Source organism: Vreelandella olivaria (genome assembly GCF_023507745.1).
Taxonomy (GTDB): domain Bacteria; phylum Pseudomonadota; class Gammaproteobacteria; order Pseudomonadales; family Halomonadaceae; genus Vreelandella; species Vreelandella olivaria_A.
In genome coordinates this window covers 1-21,770 of record NZ_JALPZO010000136.1, presented here as the reverse complement: position 1 = coordinate 21,770, position 21,770 = coordinate 1, and the positions used below count along the sequence as shown (strand labels likewise).

The 21,770-nt window shown below is 47.0% G+C and carries 15 protein-coding genes; 8 read left to right on the top strand and 7 right to left on the bottom strand.

Features of this window, described 5'->3' with window-relative positions:
* Positions 1-669: 669 nt before the first annotated feature.
* The 3 genes from HP566_RS16925 (at position 670) to HP566_RS16915 (ending at position 6,502) form a co-directional block, all read left to right on the top strand.
* The gene (locus HP566_RS16925) at positions 670-1,623 is read left to right on the top strand and encodes a hypothetical protein (protein ID WP_249978484.1); all 954 of its coding nucleotides are present in this window, start codon (positions 670-672) and stop codon (positions 1,621-1,623) included.
* Between the two features lie 272 nt (positions 1,624-1,895).
* Complete coding sequence (locus HP566_RS16920) at positions 1,896-3,791, top strand: site-specific DNA-methyltransferase (RefSeq protein WP_249978483.1); 1,896 nt, start codon at positions 1,896-1,898, stop codon at positions 3,789-3,791.
* Entirely contained in the window at positions 3,788-6,502 is a 2,715-nt protein-coding gene (locus tag HP566_RS16915; protein ID WP_249978481.1) for a DEAD/DEAH box helicase, read from the top strand. The genes HP566_RS16920 and HP566_RS16915 overlap by 4 nt, the downstream gene beginning before the upstream one ends.
* Positions 6,503-6,905: 403 nt before the next feature.
* Here the strand turns inward: HP566_RS16915 and HP566_RS16910 are convergent, their stop codons facing one another.
* The 4 genes from HP566_RS16910 to HP566_RS16895 are packed head-to-tail and all read right to left on the bottom strand — an operon-like array spanning position 6,906 to position 13,693.
* Positions 6,906-8,156 carry a Wadjet anti-phage system protein JetD domain-containing protein gene (locus HP566_RS16910; protein WP_249978480.1) on the bottom strand — a complete coding sequence of 417 codons (1,251 nt, stop codon included), beginning with the start codon at positions 8,154-8,156 and terminating at the stop codon, positions 6,906-6,908.
* Positions 8,153-11,575 carry an SbcC/MukB-like Walker B domain-containing protein gene (locus HP566_RS21780; protein ID WP_249978479.1) on the bottom strand — a complete coding sequence of 1,141 codons (3,423 nt, stop codon included), beginning with the start codon at positions 11,573-11,575 and terminating at the stop codon, positions 8,153-8,155. The genes HP566_RS16910 and HP566_RS21780 overlap by 4 nt, the downstream gene beginning before the upstream one ends.
* Positions 11,572-12,228, bottom strand: a complete 657-nt coding sequence (locus tag HP566_RS16900; RefSeq protein ID WP_249978478.1) for a DUF4194 domain-containing protein — start codon at positions 12,226-12,228, stop codon at positions 11,572-11,574. The genes HP566_RS21780 and HP566_RS16900 overlap by 4 nt, the downstream gene beginning before the upstream one ends.
* Positions 12,203-13,693, bottom strand: coding sequence for a Wadjet anti-phage system protein JetA family protein (locus HP566_RS16895; RefSeq protein WP_249978476.1), 1,491 nt, complete (start codon positions 13,691-13,693; stop codon positions 12,203-12,205). Before HP566_RS16895 ends, HP566_RS16900 begins: the two co-directional genes overlap by 26 nt.
* Positions 13,694-13,774: 81 nt before the next feature.
* On the opposite strand from HP566_RS16895, the gene HP566_RS16890 reads away from it, so the two are divergent.
* Positions 13,775-14,584 (top strand): WYL domain-containing protein, encoded by an 810-nt coding sequence (locus HP566_RS16890; protein ID WP_249978475.1) that lies wholly within the window; start codon positions 13,775-13,777, stop codon positions 14,582-14,584.
* Positions 14,585-15,177: 593 nt separating this feature from the next.
* Positions 15,178-16,275, top strand: coding sequence for a three-Cys-motif partner protein TcmP (locus HP566_RS16885; protein ID WP_249978473.1), 1,098 nt, complete (start codon positions 15,178-15,180; stop codon positions 16,273-16,275).
* 29 nt (positions 16,276-16,304) lie between these two features.
* Here HP566_RS16885 and HP566_RS16880 read toward each other — a convergent pair whose 3' ends face one another.
* Positions 16,305-16,622: a helix-turn-helix domain-containing protein gene (locus HP566_RS16880; RefSeq protein ID WP_249978472.1), complete on the bottom strand. Its 318-nt coding sequence runs from the start codon at positions 16,620-16,622 to the stop codon at positions 16,305-16,307.
* Between the two features lie 110 nt (positions 16,623-16,732).
* Here HP566_RS16880 and HP566_RS16875 point away from each other — a divergent pair, with 110 nt between their 5' ends.
* On the top strand, positions 16,733-17,482 hold the full coding sequence (locus HP566_RS16875; RefSeq protein ID WP_249978471.1) for a DUF5131 family protein: 750 nt from the start codon (positions 16,733-16,735) through the stop codon (positions 17,480-17,482).
* Positions 17,483-17,526: 44 nt separating this feature from the next.
* A complete protein-coding gene (locus tag HP566_RS16870) occupies positions 17,527-18,789 on the top strand; it encodes a three-Cys-motif partner protein TcmP (RefSeq protein ID WP_249978470.1) in 1,263 nt (420 codons plus the stop codon).
* 193 nt (positions 18,790-18,982) lie between these two features.
* Here the strand turns inward: HP566_RS16870 and HP566_RS16865 are convergent.
* Positions 18,983-20,553 (bottom strand): IS3 family transposase gene (locus HP566_RS16865; protein WP_425348211.1). Its coding sequence is split into 2 segments (ribosomal slippage): positions 18,983-20,100 and positions 20,100-20,553, totalling 1,572 coding nucleotides; the frame shifts between segments, so codons are not numbered across the junction.
* Positions 20,554-20,811: 258 nt separating this feature from the next.
* Positions 20,812-21,567 (bottom strand): hypothetical protein, encoded by a 756-nt coding sequence (locus HP566_RS16860; protein ID WP_249978469.1) that lies wholly within the window; start codon positions 21,565-21,567, stop codon positions 20,812-20,814.
* A gap of 111 nt (positions 21,568-21,678) precedes the next feature.
* On the opposite strand from HP566_RS16860, the gene HP566_RS16855 reads away from it, so the two are divergent.
* A partial coding sequence (locus HP566_RS16855) for a transposase (RefSeq protein ID WP_249975962.1) occupies positions 21,679-21,770 on the top strand: 92 nt, incomplete at its 3' end.

Sequence of the window (21,770 nt, the reverse complement as noted above, 5' to 3'; positions counted from 1 at the left end):
CACGCTCTACCACCTGTTTAACGGCTTCGATTTTGAATTCTTCAGTGTAACGGGGACGGCTCATGGATCCTCCTAGATACCTTTAGTATAAGGCCTAGAGGTGTCTACGAAACCTGGGGCGATTCACCATCATCCTAAAACGGAGCGTGCTGTCAGAGCATCGTGGGCGCGTTTAAAGCGCAGAATAAAAGCGGAGCCACCCTCATGAAGGAAAACCAAGCTATAGGTTGCGATGAGTGTGGTCGAGATGTTCCCAAGCTGAAGCGACGGCACAAGGGGCACGGTTACTGTGCCACCTGTTACGCCCGCGTTTTCAAGCGACGACTGTGCCCACGGTGTGGTGAGTTAGCCCGCCTGCCGCATGATGACCCTGATGCTGTCTGCCACAAGTGTGAAGTAGACAAGCCGTGTACGCGATGTGGGAAAGCGAGCTCAAGCTATAAGATAGGAAAGATCACTCCCTATGGACCGGTCTGCAACGCCTGTGCTCCTCATTTTAGAGAGCCAGAACCGTGCGAGAGTTGTGGGAAGTCCTCAAAGCGTCTCACCAGAGTGAAGCGGTTAGGCCATGATCATCGGCTGTGCCCAAGCTGTGCCACGGTAGATCATGGCACCTGCTCCGCGTGTCGCCGTCATCGGTTATTAGTCATTACGCCAGATGGCGAAAAGATGTGTAAAGCTTGTTGTGATCAAGGTGAGATTACCTGCCCTTCATGTGGTAACCAAATGCCAGCGGGGCGAGGTGATGCATGTGAGTCTTGTTACTGGAGCAAAACGTGCCGGAAGCGAATAGCAATAGGCCAAGCTGCTTTCGCCTCAAGAGAGTTAAGTATTGAGTTCGGAGAGTTTGGTGAATGGTTGATAAGTGCCACTGGGCCCCATAAAGCGGCGCTCAAAATTAATCGATTCCTGTCGTTTTTCCTTGAAATCGATCAAAAATGGCAGCGTATACCAAGCTATCCTCAGCTGCTCAATTACTTTGATGCTGAGGGCTTACGCCGAGTGAGGCTTCCCATGCGATGGCTGCATGAGGAAAAAGGGATTGAGCCTGACCATCAGGCAAAACGGATCAACTCGGAGAAAAGGCGTATCTATGAATGCCTCTCCTCAATACCCCCAGCATCCTTGTTAGGAGGGGCTCTGCAATCCTACTGGCATCAGTTGGAAGCCCGTATTGAGTCTGGAAGAACTTCTTATACATCAGCAAGATTGGCAGTAAGAGCCGCGGCAACGCTGCTGCTCAAAACTGACCAAGCCGGACAAAGACTTCCAGGCCAAACTGATGTTGATCTTTACCTGAACACTGCTCCCGGACAAGCTTCGACTCTAACCGGGTTCACCAATTTCCTGAATCGTGAATACGGAACCTCATTGAAACCCGTAATCGACACAAGACGGGCAAAAAAACGGCGGAAGGAGAAATTAGCTCGATCAATTATGCAAATGACCACAAGTGCTGAAAAAGACGATGCTTGGATGTCTCAGTGGGTGCGGTTGGGCATGGAATATTTTCATGACAGGAAAATTTCAATAAAAACAATTGGTCAGCGTAATATAGAAACCTCAGTTGATGGTGTATTGATAACTCTAGATGGTGAGCGATATTGGCTGCCAACTGCATGAGCTGCTTTAAAACAACAGCGAAGACCCTGCAATTGAGCCCATGGCTTTTTATATTCATGCACGCTCCAAGAATTAAGCGATGGAAGAGGGGTTGAATAAGGCCAAAGGCACTTTAAATTTAATGGCAGTACTTTTGTTCGCCGCTTACGCCTGCGCAGCTATCATTGCCATAGTTATTGAAACTCGGCTAGAGAGCGGGAGTGAGCCAACCTCAATTATGGTAGGGTTCGTGCAATTTTCAGGGCTGCACGCCTGAAGGGTGGCATGGCCACATGACTGAACTGGACTGCACTATGACGATGAAACGCACGGAACTACTTGAAAGGCTTGACCAGCTATCGGCCTCGGAGCTCAGGGCTTGGTTAGCCCAGGAGCTGACGCAAAAACGTTTGGGTTTAGCGTGGGAGCGGGATGCCATTGAGCACGACAAGGCCTTGAACGGAAATATTGTTCTTCCTGCAGTCTCCAGCGAGTTATCTCATTTTCCAGAGTGCGGCGAGACGGGAAATCTTATTATTGAGGGAGATAATTTTGACTCTCTACGCCTGCTGCGCAGCACGCATGCAGGGAAGGTTCGGGTGATATACATAGACCCTCCTTACAACACGGGAGCAAAAGACTGGGTATACAACGACGCATATGTCTCAAAAACAGATAGATGGAAGCACTCTAAATGGCTTGAGTTCCTATATCAAAGGTTATTGATAGCCAGAGAGCTTCTTGCACCTGATGGTGTGATGCTTATCTCTATCAACGATGAAAACCGATCAAGACTCGAGCTTTTGTTGGATGAGGTAATGCCAGGGCGTCGATTGGGAACGATGGTCTGGCGAACCCGTCAGGGTTCCAATGCTAATCAAGCGTTTTTCATGAGCGCGGATCATGAGCATATTTTGGTTTACGGGAATCCTGGTTTCTCTTTCCATGGGTTTGAGAAGACCTATGATATGTATTCCAATGATAACAATGACCCTCGCGGGGCATGGCGCCTTGACAATTTGACGCTAGGATATTCTTACAAAGAACGACCAAATTTATATTACCCCTTAAAAGACCCTGACACTGGGATCTATTACCCACCGAACCCTGATCGCGTGTGGGTATATGCAACAGAGAAAAGACTAAAGCCTGGGCAAAAAGTACAGGCTAAAACAATGGAAGAATTTATTTCTCTAGGACAAGTCGCCTTTCCGGATGACCAACAAAGAGTAGCATTTTGGAAGTCAATGGATGACCTACTGATGGCAATTGATTGTGGAGATGTTCCTAAGTCAGGTAAAACCCCTCTATTACGTAGGGGGCTACCCGATTTAGAGCGCTGGGTTGGGGTTCCAGTGGGGTTTGGAAGACCCCAATTTAAGCGTTACAAAGCAGACCTGAAAAACCAGAGGCAGCCTCTCTCGAGTTGGATCGTCCCTAGATTTGAGATGAGTGAATACGACGCGCCAGGTAGCTTCGTGTCCACAACGAATAAGGAAGGCGCAAATGGCATTGCTGAAATTTTTGGCAGCCGAGTTTTTAACTATGCGAAACCGCTAACTCTTTTAAGGCACTTACTTGATCAGGCAACAGGCCCTGATGATATCGTACTTGATTTCTTTGCTGGGAGTGGAACCACTGGCCATGCAGTCATGGAACTGAACGAGAAGGATGGAGGTAATCGGAAATTCATTCTGTGCTCTAGCACTGAAGCTACTAAGCGTGAGCCAGACAAAAATATATGTCGGGACATTTGTGCCGAGCGCATTAGAAGAGTGTTAAAGGCTAGGGAGAGAGATGGTATTAGTAATGCCAATGAAGGCTTCGCATATCTTAGCCTAGATCTTGTTGAAGAGGCCGATCTTGATTTCGAAGGAATGCCTGATCATGCTAGTGCTCTTGTCGCACTTCGCAAAACAGGGCTTTTGCGATCTCACTTAGAGGATGATGACATACTAGTGGCAGCAGAAGATGAAACAGCTGCCATTTTGATATGTCGTCGTGTAACAGAAAAAACTCTCTCACGGTTATCCCAATGGCCGGCTCAGAGATTGGTTATTTATTCCCCTCGACCAGACTCGGTACGCAGTGCGTTAGCAGAAAAACGAACAATCGATTCTTACCCTCTAGATGATGCTTTCCGCCGAGCTCAAAGCGTGCGTAAAGCTTTTGAGGAGGTAGTTGAATGACTCTCCCAGCCCGCTCACTTTCTGAAGCCATTACAACGGCTCAAGGGCCACTGTTGGTTCCTGAGTCCTTTCAGTTCACATTGATTGATAATATAACGGATGTAATTCAGAGCAGCGCTGAACCTCCGTGCTTACTGCGAGCTCCTACAGGCTCAGGTAAAACCTTCATTCTGTCACGGGTGCTAGGAAATGTTTCAACACTGCATGACGTTTTATGGCTGTGGTTTGTTCCCTATGTCACGCTCTTACAGCAGACGCTAGATGCTCTTGCAACCAATGCTACTGAGCTGAGTGGTCAGTTGTTGAGTCATGGTTTGAACCAACAGCCTGCACCTGGCCAAGTGCTTTTATCGACAACGAGCGGTGTCTCTCGCGCTAGTTGGCGTAGAGCAGGCTATGACGCTGGAGGAGGTGAGAGTCTACGAACTCCTGCTGCGTTTATTGCCCTCGCCCGTGCTAATGGGATGAGGATTGGTGTTGTCGTTGATGAGGCACATATAGCCTTGGATGAAGCGACCGAGTTTGGACAGTTCGTTAAGTGGCTGAAGCCACGCTACCTAGCCATGGCCACAGCTACCCCGAAAAGTCAGCGGATCAATCAGTTTTTGGCCAGTGCGGGGAAGTCGAGTTTTGAGTCATTCGGTGTCAGTCGATCAGATGTCGTTAAAGCTCGTTTGAACAAGGCATACATTGAAGCGGTGATGTACCAGCTTGGACAAGCAACTCACGATGTGACCGATTTGAAAGCTACGGTCATTAAACAGGCATGGCGTCGCAATCAGCATCTGCAGCGGCAGTTAGTTGATGCGGGAATAGCGATGGAGCCTTTGTTGCTTGTTCAAGTAGAAAACGGCGAAGGAGCTATCGAGTCAGCAGAAAAGATTCTAATGCATGAATGTGGCATTCCGCCCCATGCTATCGGAAAGCACTCAGCTGATGCGCCGGATCCAGTTATGATGTCAGCGATTGCCAATGACACCTCAAAGAAGGTACTGATCTTTAAACAGTCAGCTGGCACAGGTTTCGATGCACCCCGAGCAGCTGTCTTAGCGACAACCAAGTCTGTCAATGATCCTGATTATGCGATGCAGTATGTTGGGCGTGTTATGCGGGTGGCGAAGCCAATACGCCAAGCGTATGCCAATGTTGAAGATATCCCACCCGATTTCAATACAGCCTTTATTTACTTAGCAAATGCTGAAGCGCAGGCTGGCTATCAGGCCGCTGTCAACAATGCTATGGCGGTTAAAAGTCGGCTTGAGGGCGAAACTGAGAAAATGGTGTTGAGAAACACTCGATCCGGAGCGCAAGCGTTCACAAATCAGACGACAAAACAAAAACCACTCTCGTATGCTTTAGGAGCCCCCACCTCTCATGGGCAGGGCGCAACTGGAAGTGTGGCGGAACACGCCTCCCCTACGACACCTGAAAGCGGAATTCCGAGCAGTAGCAATAATTCTGGCCATTCTCAGGGCCATTTATTCACAGACGAGGATCTAGACACCATCGTATATGGGGAAAAAGACGTAATAAAACCTTCGCCTCTTGATGCGCTGACTGAAGATGAGCTTGAAGAGCGCCTACGCTCATTCGGCATTCGCCTGTATCGTTGTCAGCGCACACTACCCAATGTGCCATTGTCACTGAGACGAGAGAACCGGCCTAATGCGTTAGACATGGCCAAGATCACAGAGCGGGCGGCGACCCAGGTTCCAATTTCACCGTCTTTGATGCGTGAAGCTCAGCTAGCAGCAAGAGATAGATTAAAAGAAATCGAGCGTCATGTTGAGATGACCCAGCAAAAGGTCTCTACCCAGTCTGTTCGCATTTCTTTGGATCGTAATGCCTTAGCTAAGCAGGCGAACGTTGTTATGTCTCGACTGCCAAACGTGGAGCAAGAAGACCGAAGGATCCTAGTTAGCATCATGGCGCGACAAGCCGAGCCTCATGTTCGGGATGCACTAGAGGATGCGGATCAGGATGTAGATGAGTCTGAAATTCAGCGGATGTGCCGCTATGCCGCTCATTGGATTATACGAGCCAGTGCGACCAAACTTTCTGAGGCTTTTTGGGCAGCCTTAGCGGAGCACGCTGAGACTGCAGAAGCGGAGGCATTACCCGATGCTTTACTTTTTGCAGAGAGCATGCCGCTGCTGAGCTCTGAGAAGCATATCTATGGTGTCTTGCCACCGGATGCACAGCAGCTTGGTGAACTAGACCAACATCTTGAATACGATGCTCAGCGATTGATGGACACGGCTACATGGAATCTCGAAACTGGCGTATTTCGCACTGGACGATTCGATTTCACCTATGCCCTCAACAGCGATGAGCTTCGCTTTGCAGAAGCATTAGACAGAGCTGAGTTCGTAACCTGGTGGTTTCGTAATCCTGAGAAGAAACGCTACGCTGTTCGTGTTATGCGAGGCGATCATAAAAATTATTTTTATCCTGATTTCGTCGTATGCCTCACACACATCCCAGGCGATCCTCCCCTTCAACGACTTGTCGAAACCAAGCATGATATTAAGGATGCCGTTCGAAAGGCCCGACATACTCCTCCTAGCTACGGAAAGGTAATGTTCCTGACTCAAGATGGTGGGCATTATCACATCATCAACTCTGACGGTAGTCTTGGTGAAGAAGTGGATTTTGGCGATCTGGCATCGATGCGTGAGAAGTTCAAGCAAACTATTGGATCTGTAATGTGAAAATTGCTTAATTGTTGTTCCTCTTTAGTGTTTCACACTCAGCTTCACATGCGGGCTGAGTGAGTGGCATTTGGTATGTTCTGAGCCATGATTATTCTGTGATAGCTTGACCTCTGGCTACAATATTTGATTCCTAATACGTTAAAAATAGGATGGAATGCGCCATGAGATAGGCTAGTCGGATAAGCACCCATACCATAAAGGTTGGGCCTAACGCAGTGTTGCCAACTTAGCTAGCATTGGTGGACTTGCTCTCCCCAAAGGATAGTTTAGCTGGCCTAGCATCGTTTTAAGTAGCTAATTTGACAGTCTTTTGCTTGCTATACATGGCTCCTTCTACTTGTATGGAATACTGCCGAAACTCACAAGTCCAGTTAGATTTCTACATGTACTAATCAGCCTATTACTTGTCATCTCTTACGTATAAAGGGTCCCAATCGAGAAATTCCTGTTCTTGAAAGACAGGATTTTCCGTAAGCCCTTTAGCCTCCTCACTCCACCCATATTTCTCGCATATGACTGATACCTCTGCGATTTTCTTTTCATGAACGATCATCTGCTGGCCTGTTGTTACTTCCAGGGGATTCATTCTCCAAAGTCGAAGTCGATACCCCACGGTTTGAACACTATCAGCTAATCTGGCTGCAATCCTAAACCCTCCTACATCGATATCTCCCCAGTGCATGACTTCTGAGGGCTGTAACGATTGCAGTATCCGATTGTAGGCTGCAAGGAAAGAAGGTGTCGGATTTCCTGCGATGTAGACGAGTAGCATATCTCTTGGTTTTCTTGCGTCCTCTGCAGCTTCATTAAAACTCGCCAGATTTTCTATGGTTAGTATACGTCGAACAGAGCCACCAGCAGCGTTCAAACCGCTGATGGTGTCTGGTCTTAAGCCAATATAAGGGGAGGTTAATGGTATGAGTGAACTACCAATCTGAACGCTGAAATTTGATGGGCCGCACAAAAGCATAGGCTGAGGATGCTTAACGAGTCCAAGGCGCGCAAAAACATCGTCTTCTTCAGCTTCGTTTGACTCTCCCAGTAGAAAGGCAAGGGGACGTGATAAGGCCTCTATCCGCTTACTATCGTTAAAAAGCCTAGCACTCAGCTTTCTGAGCAATATATCCCGTCCGTCTTCAGCCAACTGCTGCGCAGCATCAATGACTTTCATACTGTCAACTAATTGATTTGCCCTCTCTGCTGAAATGGCTCCTGGTGCCTTTCCTCGGCACCATGCATCAATGATATGGTGAACGCTGGGAAGACCATCCTTAGCAGCGCATTTGATGCTCTCGATAGCCCATGCCGCTACCTCCCAAGGTAGCTCATCATCAAGAATCTCACTTGCAGCCTTCGGATCGATCAGCGTAATTCTTGAAAGCTGTCCCCGATCTCCGGCACCGGCGTCCCATTCGGGTTTGATGGCTTTTACATTCACATATATCTGAAGGCGAGCATGATACTCCTCCCGGTCTGCAAACCGTGAGAGGCGATAGTATTCCGGCAAACTCGTGTTCGTGGCCGGCAAACTCACAGAATACTTATCCACCGATGGTTCCAACATACCATCAGCGAAAATGCGACGTGCTGCCTTTTTGATGAGACGACGAATGCTTTCATCGCAAGAATCTGCACCCTGACGCCGCATCATTGTCTCCCATGGTCTGCTAATGGGTGTTCAACCGGTTGCTCAAGTCCAAGTTGCTGGTAAGCAGCTTTCATTACCTCGGGGTTTTCTTCAGGCATATCGCTCACCAGCAGTTTATTGGCTGCCTCCTTGAACTTAGTTCGCTCCATTTGTAGATCTAATCCCTCTCGGTCCAGGTCGTAGATGGTCTGAGTTACTGGGGCCAACTTCGTACGTTCAAGCTCTGGACCGGCCATAATGAGCTGTAAGCCGATATTTTGCAGGAAACGAGCTGTTGCCATTGCATTGATCGTATCCATCCCCTCAAAAGCCTCATCCAAACAGATCAGTCCGATACCACTTTGCTTTCCCTTATTGCTATGGAGACGATAAGCCTTGGCCAGAGCTGCGCCCGCTGCAATATACATCGGTGCTATGTGCTCCCCGTTAGAACCAGCTCCTTGCCGATTACTCATTCGGTCAACCCTTTTCCCATCGACCAAGATGTCGAGATCAAAAGTATAGAACTGCCGGTAGTCCAGAACTCCTCCGGCGTTACCAGACTCGGCAGCGGCTTCTACAAGATTTCGAAGTGTTTCGTTGAGCTCGTCGGGGTTCTCTGAGAACAGTGAGAGATTGTTATCGTTGTGTGCAATCTGGTTGATGTATCGCACGAGCGCTTCATAATGAGGCACCACTGAAGTCGTAAACTTGTACCGTTCTCCGCCCGTAAAGGAGGGACAGGATTCAAGTATTCTGTTTCGCTCTCGGCGTTCCAATTCCATCTCTTTGAATCGATCGTGAAGAGACATAGCGATATCTGAGCGGAGTGTTTCTTCAGAAGCCTGGCGAGCGAGTTCAGCCTCTTGCTCGTAATGATGTAACTCGGTATTAGTGAGCTTCGTTTTCTCTTCAAAAGCCCAATTATGGCGGTCATGCCAGTCCATATATGTAACCTGAACGTCTAAACGTTCATCCTGGACATAGCGAGCTAGTTCAAGAGACGCGTTTTCCGCTGCCTTTCTCAATCTAGGACGGTTGTGTTCGAGTTTTCTTTCCACGTCACTAAGGCGCCGCTTGTAGTCGGTTTCGGCACGTTCAATTTCGTCTTTCGTGCTGTCCAGCCATTCACTATCAACTAACGGGCTGGCGACTGCCGTCTTTTGCGCTTCAATCGTAGCTGGCAGTTGCTGCCTGAGCTTCTCCCTTTCCTCAGAACGCGTTTCTATTTGATGCTTAAACCCAACCGCTAGATGATCGTGTGTCGTATACTGCTTATCCAGTTCATTGTATTTTTCTCCAGCTGCATCAAGCTGGGATCGATATTCTTCCAAGTGGGACACGTCCAGGCCCGAAAGTTGCTGCTGAGCCTGTACAATCGCTTGCTCAGCTTCAGACAGTTTCCAACTAACATTTGAATCGTCATCTGATGCACTGGGTGCGAGTGCTTTTTCGAGTCTCTCGACGCAGTCTCTCTGCTTCTCAAGCTTATCCAGATCTCCTTTCAACTCAGCCGCATGCCGCGATAATTTAGAGGTGTCCCGAAGCTCCTTACCAATGCGAAGATCACTGATAGGAGCAATTCGAATGGATTTGGTCACCCCCCCCTGGCTCAGCATTCCATCACGAGTAATCGCTCTCGAATGGATCTCGAGATCCAGCTCCGTGTCGACTAAACGCATGTTTCCAAATTTCTGCCAAATGAAGCGGCGCGCTGTATCGTCATCGGAATCAAATATACCCAGCGCAACATCATCCCCTTTCACATGGGTTTCAACATTGCGAAGGTGATACGGTTGAATGATGGCTGCCCCATTCATTCTGTGGCCTTGACGCATTGCTTCGCGCAATAGCTTGACTGCGTCACGGGTATTACCATCCGTAATAACTAGAGCATCACGATCCCCACCTAGATAGGCTTCCAAAGCGGGTGCCCAACTTGGGTCTGAAATACGTAACAGGGCGGAGAGAGGCTGAGCATTCATATCAGCGCGATTTAGAATTTCCAGTAGCAGTGCGGCGCCGTCGCTCAACAGTCGGCCAGTTTGTGTAACTGCTGATATCCGACGTCGAATAGCTTCCAGCTCCTCGGTTAATTCAACATGCTGTTTCTGAATCGTAGCCAAGCTCGTTTTCGAAATAGCCCGAATTTGTGAGAGCTGAGCATCTAATCTTCCAATCTCTTTGATCAACGCATTATCTGAAACATCATGTTTCCTAGCGTGTTCAAGCTTGTTGATAGCGGTAGCCATAACGCTACGAATGCCCGAAAAATTTTGATCATCAAGCGATTCCTTCAATGCATTGATCAATTGGTTGGCACGGGACATCGCAGGATGCTGGTAGGCACTGATTACTTCGCGCTGGAAGTTGATCTGCTCCTCTAAACGCTTTCGGATCTGTTCATTTTGGTCGCCTTCGAGGCGCACCTCTAGATTGGTTATTTCCTTTTGCTTGAGGTCTCGGCCGCTCTTTGCTTTGGCAGCGAATTCCATTGCCGTTTTTTTCTGGCTTTCCAGAGTATCTATTTGAGCATCTAAATCATCAACTTGCTTGCCCAACCATTCGACGTTGAATATCGTTTTAATAGCTTCTAGGGCCGCGATACGACGCTCAGCCTGCCGGGCGCGATTAAATTCAGAGAGGATCCCAGTAAGCCGTGAGATTCTTGCCTTTGTTTTCAGAATCAGGTCACGAAGCGCAACAAATTGCTCGACCTGTTTGCGGAACGTCGCAATATCAACCGGATTAGACTCAACGACGTAATCTCGAACAAACTGATCAATCGAATCGACGTTCTTTAGAGTCATCGACTTCACAAATGACGACATAAATCGTCGAGCATCTGGCATTCGTTCGCCATTCAACGCATACAGCATCTCTTGCACATATTCGCTCGACTTATCAGTAAAAATAGGTGTACGGCCATTCTTTCGAGCTTGCTCACGCATGTTTTCACGAAAATCAGCAAACGAGATCGGACGCCGATCGTTACCGTCATAAACGATACAATCGTCAGCCTTTAGAGCTTGCCCTGGAAGAACGAAGAGACCTTTCACCTCATGGTCATAGGTGTCGGCATCTGCCTCAATGCAAATCCCCGCTGAGATCCACCCCTTTTCTGTGCCATCACCAAATACTAATACAATATAGGTTCTCGCCTCGTCTCGTGCTCGTCCAATAACCTCGCTGTCTTTCTCCGGATTGCGTAACATTCCAAGACAATAGCTAGCCAAACTTCGCCGCTGCTTGCTAGATACTGACTGAGTGTTAAATCGTGCGTACTGCTGATTTCCCCCCAGCATTGCTATTTGTATAGCATCCAATGTCGAGGATTTTCCCGACCCGTTGGGACCCAAAAATGCGGTGGTGCCTTCAATCTCAATATCGACGGCTTCATGAAGGTAGAACTGAACCAAGGAGATACGTTTAAGCTGTTTCACGAATCTTTCTCCTCATGTTGCTCCCTTTTTTCTATTCCATCGGGCTCATACAACAACTCCGCATGAGACTTCAGCATTGCAAGAGTGCGCTCATTGATAAGGCTTTGAATACCTGGGAAAATTTCCGCAAACCATGTGGCTTCCTCAGCAAGGTTCTCAGTTTTCACTAAGCGACCAATTCCCCACCTTTTCATGGCATCCATCAACCCTTGCAGTTCTGCTTGGGGCTTCATCGGTAAATCACGCCCGGTGGATTCCTGGAACGCTGCTTCTAGTTCGGACAGGCTAACACCCGCTATACCCGCATTAAGTGTGCCAAGATTCATGTGGTGGTCGTATAGTTTCCTCAACACTAATGCCAATAGCGTGTGCATTAGAGGAATTTTGCTAACTTCAGTCACTGTGGGCACTGCTGCGGCGTATCGCTCCTGAAAATTGAGATCGAGCATGCAACCAAAGAGATCCAGGGCTTCGGCAAACTCCTTTTCATGGGCTGCTACTAAGTCATAGTCTGACCTCTGCTTGGGATTTGCCTGATACAACACTTGATCCACGATCAGTCGCTGAGCAGCCTTCTGAAAATCTCGAACAGTGTATGCCTCGTTTTGCTCTGCAATACGGTTCCAGCTAACTGGCATTTTTTGTACCCCCATCTTCTCGCCGTCGAATCCTTACAGCGGGCGCATCAAGGTATTCATTTTCAAAACGCTCACCCGTGAGCTCAATCTCAACGTGCTGTTCGAGTTCCCTGTAAAGCTTCGGGCGAACAATGCCTGCCCGGGTGTTCCTTTCCATTCGTTCAGCGATCAAACCAAGTCGAGAGAACGTTGCCAATACACAAAGATCGTTTATGGAATCCACTTTCATAGAACTGCTCTCCAAGACACCACCTGGATTGACATGGCGATTGATGTACTCAACGATTCGAGCCTCGGATACGTCGCGGTTGCCTTTCATTATTTGGCGAACCAGCCGCCGTGCTTTTTCTTCTGGTGACAAATGGCGCTTTTGGATGATTGCGCCTGTGCGTTTTATTGGTTTTTTCGCTGGCATCTTCAGGGCGTGCTCGCTAAGAAGTCCCCCTTGAGACCAACCCATCGGTATGGCGAATGTGGCGTCATCCCTACGTGACTCCGCAGCACGAACAACCGCATCAATCACCTGATCCGTCTTCACATCAAAATTACCTTGTGAGCGCACCTTGTATTCGAGATAGCCTAGTGCCTGATCGTTTGCCCGGGTAACGGCATCTTTCAGGCGTGTAAGTAACCGATCGACCTCGCGCAATGCCAGTACACGAGCCGTATCTTTTTCAATGTATGAATCAGCTTCCTCATCAGAACCGCAACGAAGGTTTTTTCGATACCATCGTCGTAGTTGTTGCCGACTTTCTGGATCTTCTGTAATCCGGGAGGCGATATCGACGATGTCCCAACGAGAAGCGAGTGGGTGGTTACGAGAGAATAGGTCTGAGTAGTCGCCGATATACAGGCTCGATATGTAGTCTCCAAAAAACTTCTGGAGAAAGAGAGACGTTGATTCCTGACTGCGCAAGAGATCGCTTGCTTCGCGAACACGCATACGCGTCGTGTTTAACATTTGTAGTAGCGCGGAACACTCTTTGGCAGCGACCTGAAATACTGCGGCATTTGTTTTAGGATCCGCCTGCACCTGCAATAAATTATTCCAAACCGACTGAACACGGCCGCCGATAAACTCAGGCCCCTGTTCGGCAAAAGTTTTGAGCAGCTCAAAAAGGCTTTGAACCGTTGGGCGCATGATCACGAATGGAGTAAATCCAATTCGGTCAATGCTGAGCCATCCACTATTCAGAAAGTTTGAGAGGACGTCATGTGCTCGGGAGTTGAGTTGTGTTAATCGCTCTTCGGGATCGATTTCATGCTCATCATCCCAGCGAAGTAAGAAGCGCTCGATCGATGCCATAACCCGCTTCTGCGTCCAGCCTTCGCCTTCAGGAGGGTCAGCCTCAGGCGCAAAGAAATCGTTATATAAGTGGCCTATGAGCGACCAATTACGTCTCGCATGCTCATTCGCCCCCAGTGGTCGAAAAATATGCTCCGGCAAACGATCAAAGAGGTTATTCGCTTCCTCATACATAGGACACCAAATCCACGTAGACGATGAATTAACATTGATGTTAAATTAACATCAATGTTAATTGCAAACTAGTTGAGATCCATGGCAGTAGATGACCGCACCCGAATGCAATTCGAATTCATAGAAATGTTGCTGGCATACGAAGGTCAGGTAACCAATCAACGGTTGCGAGAGAAGTTTGGTGTTACCAGCGTGCAAGCTTCACGAATTCTATCCTCGTATCGAGAAACGTACTCACATAACACGCAACCACTTTTGGGACAGGGGCGTGGGCGGTATGCCCCGACAGCCCGTTTCAAGCCTGAAGTCGCCCAACTAAGCATCGAAGGGTATTTTCGGTCGGTTGGGGCTCGACTTGACCATGTCGTCGTCGAGGACACCCAGAAAGACTTCACCAACGTTGACCCTGCGTTATTTCGAATGATTCATTCCGCAATGAATCATCGTCATGCTGTTAGGATCCTCTATCGTTCTATGAATCATCCGGATGGGCTTGAGCGAGTAGTCCATCCGCAGGCCTTCGTGTTCGCTGGGAGGCGGTGGCACCTAAGGGCATTTGATGAAAGTACTGCTGAACACCGTGACTTTAATTTAGCCCGTATATGGCAAGCTGAATCGGCGTCAAAGAATACAGACACGCCCATTGATGCCGATTGGGAAGAAAGAGTTCACCTTGAGTTACGAACGCATCCTTCTCTGACGCCTGGGCAGCAGCTATTGATTCGTGACGAGCTCTTCAAGGGGGCTATTGGCAGACGCGTAACAACTCGGCGTGCATTAATCCGGTATGTTTTGAGAGATATGGAAGTCGCAGAAGATCCAAAAATTCAGCAGCCACCGGAGTATCAGCTCTATTTGCATCGAATTGAGCCAGCAGAATTTGTAGCTTGACAGACTACTGATTAATCTAAATGCGTAATTAGTTCCTAGTTCTCTACTCAGCAAGGCTAGCCTCATCGATATCTGTTAAATCGGAGTGCACCTTGCTTAACAGATAAATCTGTAATGTTATGTCAAAAAAGATTGTTGGGTTACTTTTTGAGTATTGGTCTGTTATTGGGAATTGCTGAATTATCATTAAGTTATATGAAATAATTAGTACTAACGTCCCTTTTTAGATTGCTTTGCTGATAACTACACATGAAGACATTTGAGTTAATTATTCAAGCCAGCATAGAAAAAATATAGATAAGAGAGCTGATGGCAGCGTCTATATTACAAATGGTAATCAATAACTCTTAGTGCCACTAATGCATGGTTATAAATACAGTTATGTCTTTTCAGTCTAGAGTAGTAAGAGCTTTATACACGATAAGCCCTCGTCGTACCGAGTCATTTTTGGGACATTGAAGCTTATATACAGTGCATCTACTTGAGGTTCCTCGATGTGCAAAAAAATGTGTCAAGTGGAATATAGGTCAATAGATTCTAAGGTTTTCTTATGTTATAAAAAATTTAAGATCAAAAAAAGGGATGATTACAGTATGGGAAAGCCACGGCAGACGTTATGGAAATTGGATGAACATTCTGAGGGTAAGCATTTAGTTTTAAAATCTTACCTAGATGCTTGGTTTCCAATATTATCAAAATATAATAAAAGACTACTATTTATTGACGGTTTTTCAGGCCCAGGAGAATATTCAAATGGGCACAAAGGGTCTCCACTTATCGCTCTTGAAGCAGCTTTATTGCACTCACATAAAGACGTTCGGAATCAAGAAATAATATTCTATTTTGTTGAAGATGATGAAAGCCGTTTACAACATCTTAAAGATTTAGTGGCTGAAAAGTATCCTGTGCTACCCACTAAGTTTTCAATATATTATGCCAACAGTAAATTTGATGAGGCAATTGATGAGCTTTTGTCACTAATAGAAGAGCAAAACGCTAGGCTAGCACCTTGCTTTGCAATGGTAGATCCTTTTGGCGTGTCGGATACACCAATGTCAATCTTGAACCGTTTGCTGAAAAACTCAAAGTCGGAGGTTTATATTTCGGTGATGTATGAAAATATAAATCGCTTTCTTCGTTCAAAGGAATTTGAGCCACACCTAGATAGGTTATTTGGCAGCGAAAAATGGAGAAAAGCTCAAGAGCTGGATGATCGTAAGAAGAGAAAAGAGTATTTGTATGATTTATATAAAAAAAAGCTTAAAGAGTCAGGAGCCTCTAATGCAATTCACTTTGATTTGAATAAGGGAGACCGGCACGTATACAGTATATTTTTCGCTACCGGTTCCTGGATGGGTACGGACAAAATGAAACAGGCAATATGGAAAATTGCTCCGGAAGGTGATTTTGTTTACCGAGGTGGTGCTGGCAATGAACTTGATCTTTCTGTTCCAAATTTTCAACCCTTAATCCAAGCTATTAGCGATGAGTTTTCTGGAAAGTGGGTAACAGCCAAAGAGGTTGAATCATTTGTAGGGTCTGATAAGACTATTTTTCACTCATCTCAATATAAGAAAAATGCATTGAGGCCGCTTGAAGAGAGTGGTCAGCTTGTTATACATCCAGACGATGTTAATAAGCGGGCACGTCGTTTTACGTATAAAGATAACATAAGGTTTAAAATAAACTAGGGTTTGAATTCTGAAATGGAACTCAGCTTTTAGAAATTCTCCTTTCTAATCTTTCCTATCGCTATAATACAGTTTGCGAGCAACTCAGCATCACGTTCGTCTCCAGTCCATACTTCAGCAAGTGCATTCATTAAGACCTCCGATTGTCGGGGGTCTACCCTTGGCTGCATATCTAATAAATTCTCGATTTTTCTTATGCTTTCTGTTTTTCGCGTCCATTCTTGTCTCAAAACTCTGCTAATTAAAGACTGACTTACACCCAGGGATTTTGCGATTCTAAACTGTGTCAAAGAGTGCTCATCCATATAGTTTTTTAATGCCGCAGCCAGCTTTACTCTATAGGTCATAATTATTCACTTATTTACATTTATATAAATATTTGACTATGATACAATAAATGTTGCTTTAACAGTACCTGGTCTTTTATACAAAGGACTGCGCTGAAGGAGGATTGGCTATGAGTAACAAGAGTTCGATTGAGTGGACAGAGCATACGTGGAACCCTATGACGGGATGCACCAAGGTCTCACCGGGATGTAAACACTGCTATGCAGAAGAAATGGCGAAGCGCTTGCAGGCCATGGGGACGCCGGGTTATGAGAATGGCTTTGAGTTAAGTCTTTTGGAAGAGCGTTTAGAACAACCCTTCCGCAGAAAAAAGCCTACTAAATACTTCGTAAATTCTATGAGCGATCTCTTCCACGAGGCTGTTCCAGTCGAGTTTCTGGATCGCGTATTCGACGTAATTCGTCGTACGCCTCATCACACCTATCAAATACTTACCAAACGCGCAGAGCGTATGAGTCGTTATTTTGAAACCATCGAAGCACCTACTAATGCCTGGATTGGCGTATCAGTAGAAGATAAAAAATACGGTGTACCTAGAATTCAGCACTTACGTGATGTCGCTGCCACCGTTCGCTTTCTCTCCGTTGAGCCATTGCTAGAGGATGTAGGGCCACTTGATTTGACCGATATACATTGGGTTATAGTTGGAGGAGAGTCTGGTCGTTATGCTCGCCCACTGAAGGAAGAATGGGTTAATCAAGTTCGTCAACAATGTGAAGATCAAGGCGTCGCTTTTTTCTTTAAACAGTGGGGGACTTGGGGAGCTGACGGCAAAAAAAGGAATAAAAAGGCTAATGGTAGGGAGCTACAAGGAAAAGTTTGGGATGAAATGCCCAGAATTTCCGCATTACATTTATAATAACTATTTTTAGTATGTGACGTAGCGATAAATGAAGGAACCGTATGCCATCAAAAAATGGATATGACTGGTCTGATTTCAATTTACCTCCAGTTATTGATCAGCATAGTATTGCCAAGCATGAGGTTATTTGTGATTACCTTAAGCGATACATCAGGGTTTTTACAAAGAACCCGACCATCGAGAAATTTCGTATAAATTTGATAGATGGTTTTGCTGGTGGCGGCCGATATAGATTACCTAACACCTCCGATATAGTACCTGGATCACCGCTTCTCTTGCTTAAGACGATGAAAGAAGCAGAGGCAGAAGTTAACGCATCAGGTAGGCGAAAACATTTTCAGATAGATGCAAATTATTATTTTGTAGAAATTGATGAAGCGGCTTTTAGGCATCTTGAGTTTGCGCTCAGTGAGCATGGATATAGTTCGCATGATAAAATAAAATCTCTTAAAACAGGTTTTCTTGATGCGCTGCCAGCTATTATGGCTGATATTAAAAAACGTCAAAGAAGCCCAAGAAATATTTTCATATTAGATCAGTATGGTTATAAAGATGTGCCCACTAAAACGATAAGAGGAATATTTAAAGAGTTTCCGAAAAGTACAGAAGTTATTTTGACTTTCTCGACTGATAGTTTGATCAATTATATGTCGCATGATCCTCGATATGTATCCTCGCTAACTAAAATTAATCTCGAGGGTCTTTTAGAAAATCCTGAGTTACAAAATAAAAATGATGTATCAAAAAGTAGACTTCTAATTGAGCAGTTACTTTATGAGGAAATTAAAGAGCAGTGCGGCGCATCTTTTCTGACACCTTTTTTTATAGTTTCTCAAAAAAGTAATCGTTCTTATTGGCTAATTCATTTATCTTCACACCCGACTGCGCGAAATGAAATGCTGTTGACTCACTGGGACAGTCAAAATACATTCGAGCACCACGGAGGAGATGGCCTAAATATGATGCTTGGCTATAATCCAACTTTGGAGGCTCTTGCTAATCAGGAAACTTTTGATTTTTACTTTGATGATGATGCGAATAAAAGAGTTATAGCGGCACTGCTGGAAGAAATACCTAAATATATCGAGCGACACGAAGGTTTAAACGTCCAAGATCTGATATTTGATACCTGCAATAACTCACCTGCAACTCTCTCTCAATATAAAGAAGCTCTCTTTACACTACAAAGCTCTAAGGTATTGAAAATATTAACTTCATCAAACCAGCAAAGAAGAGTGGCTGACACAATTAATTTTGAGGATCAAATAGTTATCTCCAAGCAGCTGATATTCTTGCTATCTTAAGATACTGCTCATGTTGGTAGTCTGGTCTCGATACTGCTTTTAACAAGGAAAGGTTATAACGGCGTTGCACGTGGTATTGTTGTAACGGTATCACGTATCACCTCATGGGTACTTCAGGACAATCCTTTATAATCGGTAAGTCAAAGCCGAATGCTTCCGGTGAATTTCAACCCAGTTGTCCAAATGGCTGCCTCTAAGCAGCCTGTTTATTACGCTCAACTTCCTGCAGCTTGCCAGGGTTGAGCGATACCGAACCGGGTACCTCCCAGTTTCGGGTCTTGCCCGACCAACGCTGTGGATGTCGGCGCTTAGCACTTTCATAAACTGCTTTGCGGTGCTCAAGACGTTCTCGGTCGACACCTCGATGCCGATCAGCGGGTGTCACGTACCGAAGGCCACTATGCAGGTGCTGTTCGTTGTAACCCCGCTCGAACGTCAGCATCCAGTCACGCACTGCGCTCAGCGATGCAAAGCCCTTTGTGGGCCACGCTGGGTAATATTTGACGGTGCGGAACAACGCTTCCGAGTATGGGTTGTCATTGCTCACTCTTGGTCGGCTGTAAGACATCAACATCCCCAGCTCTGTTAACCTCGCTTTAAGCGTATAAGACGTCATCGGCGCGCCATTATCCGAGTGCAACACCGGGGGCTGATGCCAGCATCCTTCTCGCAATAAGGCGCGTTCCAATAAGTGTTTCGCTAACTCGCCTGATTCTGCATCATGGACTTCCCAGGCGATGATTTTGCGACTGTAAATATCCATGATCAGATAGAGATACCAGTGCTGGCCACGCACAACGGAAGAACAGTAGCTGATATCCCAGCACCAGACTTGGTTTGGCCCGGTTGCAGTAAAGCTTGTCGGCTCAGGCACTTGGCGGCGTGGCTTCATTCGCCCTCGGTGCTGCTGCTGTTGGTGCTTTTTCAGTACTCGATAGAACGACGACTCGGAGGCCAAGTAGGTCCCTTGATCTGCCAATGAGGGCACGATTTGAGACGGCGGCAGGCTCTGATACTCGGGGCGATTGCAGGCGTTTAAAATGGCCTGCTCCTCCTCGTGAGTCAGCTGATGCGGCTGACTGCCTTGTACCGCGAGTGGACGCTGATCCTCAACCACAGCGCCACACCCAGAACGCCAGCGTTTCAACGTGCGCTCGCTCACGTCTATCATCGCCGCGGCTTTGTAACGGGAAGCGCCTCCCGTTACCGCCTCGTCAAACAACGTAATGAGCCTTGCACGTTCCTCAAGAGGCGTCAGTCGTCCTCGCCGCTGTTCGGGTCTTCGCCGTACAAGGCGTCTAGCTTTTTTGAGAGCACCAGCAGCGACGTTGTTTCCGCTAAGGCTCTGTCTTTGCGGCGGACTTCCGCTTTGAGCTGCGTGATCGTCTGGCGGTCTTCTTTCCGCTGTTTCTGTGCCGTTCTTTGCTGGTCTTCTTGTTGGCCAGCGCCCTCTAGACAAGCGGCTTTCCACTGCTGGATTTGTTCGGGATAAAGGCCTTGTTCGCGGCAGTAAACACCCAGCTCTGTTTCTGACAGGGTGGCGGTTTCAATGACCACGGCGAGCTTGGCATCAGGCGACCATTCGTTGTCACTTTGGGTATACCCCGGCACAGGTACTCCTTTTTCTCGACACTGTTTTAACCAACTATACAGCGTCGCGTCAGAGATGCCTTCTTCAGTGGCCACCGAAACCACACTGCGATTGTGGGGTGGCAACAACTTTTTCAGTACAGCTGCTTTACGCTCTGCAGAATAACGGGGCACAAGGACTCCATGCCGCTCCCTCTGGATTAGGTTAAGGCGATATCGCCAACCGGACAACTAGGCTGACAGAGGGGGCTTCCATGTCTTCCGTTCCTGCCGTTTTTGGTGGTCCTGCATAAGATCCCTGAAAAGTGGCCAAGGCCTTCATGGAGCATAGACATCAGCTCTTGCGTGCCGACTATATTCTTTAACGAGCTACCCTTCGAACTGCCTAAATACTTTAATTAAAAGGCCTGGAAGAGTCCGCTCAGCCCATGACTACTGAATAATTGACTCCTCGCCTCCTTGGCGTTGGCCATCAAGATAGCTCCGAAGCGAGCGCAAAGCCGATAAGCCACCGCGATTTATCAGCTCCATAGGAGAGAAACCATTAAAAGGGGCGTTATCAATCAAGTGATGAAGCCACCGTTGCCGGTCTTCTGCTTGAGGAAATAGCAATGTTAACGACCGATAGATCCCTAGGAGGTTGGATGCACGTTCGAGCTGCTCAGCCGTTAAGTCTGCCTGTAAGGGTGTAGCTGCCCACTCACGATAACTATCGATATTAATTTCTAGAAGCCCTGCCATGTCTGACTCTGACAGCCCCCATTCATGGGCAATAGTTGGAAACGTGCGCATCACTGCGACACCTGTTTCCTCACTATTATGCGCCGCAATACGATCAGGACGGCGGTGCTGACGCCATTCAATCCAATCGATCTCAAAAGCCAGTGGGCCATCTTCATTTTCAACCACTGGACATCCGGCACCAGTGAGATAGCGTACAAAACCGTCTTGGAGCCTTGGGGGTACCTCACGAACTCTGATATAGCGAGTGCCCGTCGGGGCAATGTGTGTCGGAACCTCTCCTAGCCTCACGGCATTGTTAGGCTCCAGGAGATCGGCTTCCCAGTACTCACTGTCCACCGGCTCAAACGGCTTATCGTAATGCTGAACAGATCCTTTTAAACGCTCAAGAGGACTTTTGGCATCGTCTTTGACAATAGCTTTTTGCGGATCATTTTTTTGTGACATATAGATTTCCTCATCCCAATAAACCTACCAGCATTACCCATCAAAACGCTGAATCGCCCCAGGTTTCGTAGACACTTCTAGGCCTTATACTAAAGGTATCTAGGAGGATCCATGAGCCGTCCCCGTTACACTGAAGAATTCAAAATCGAAGCCGTTAAACAGGTGGTAGAGCGTGGCCATCGAGTTGCCGAGGTCGCTGAGCG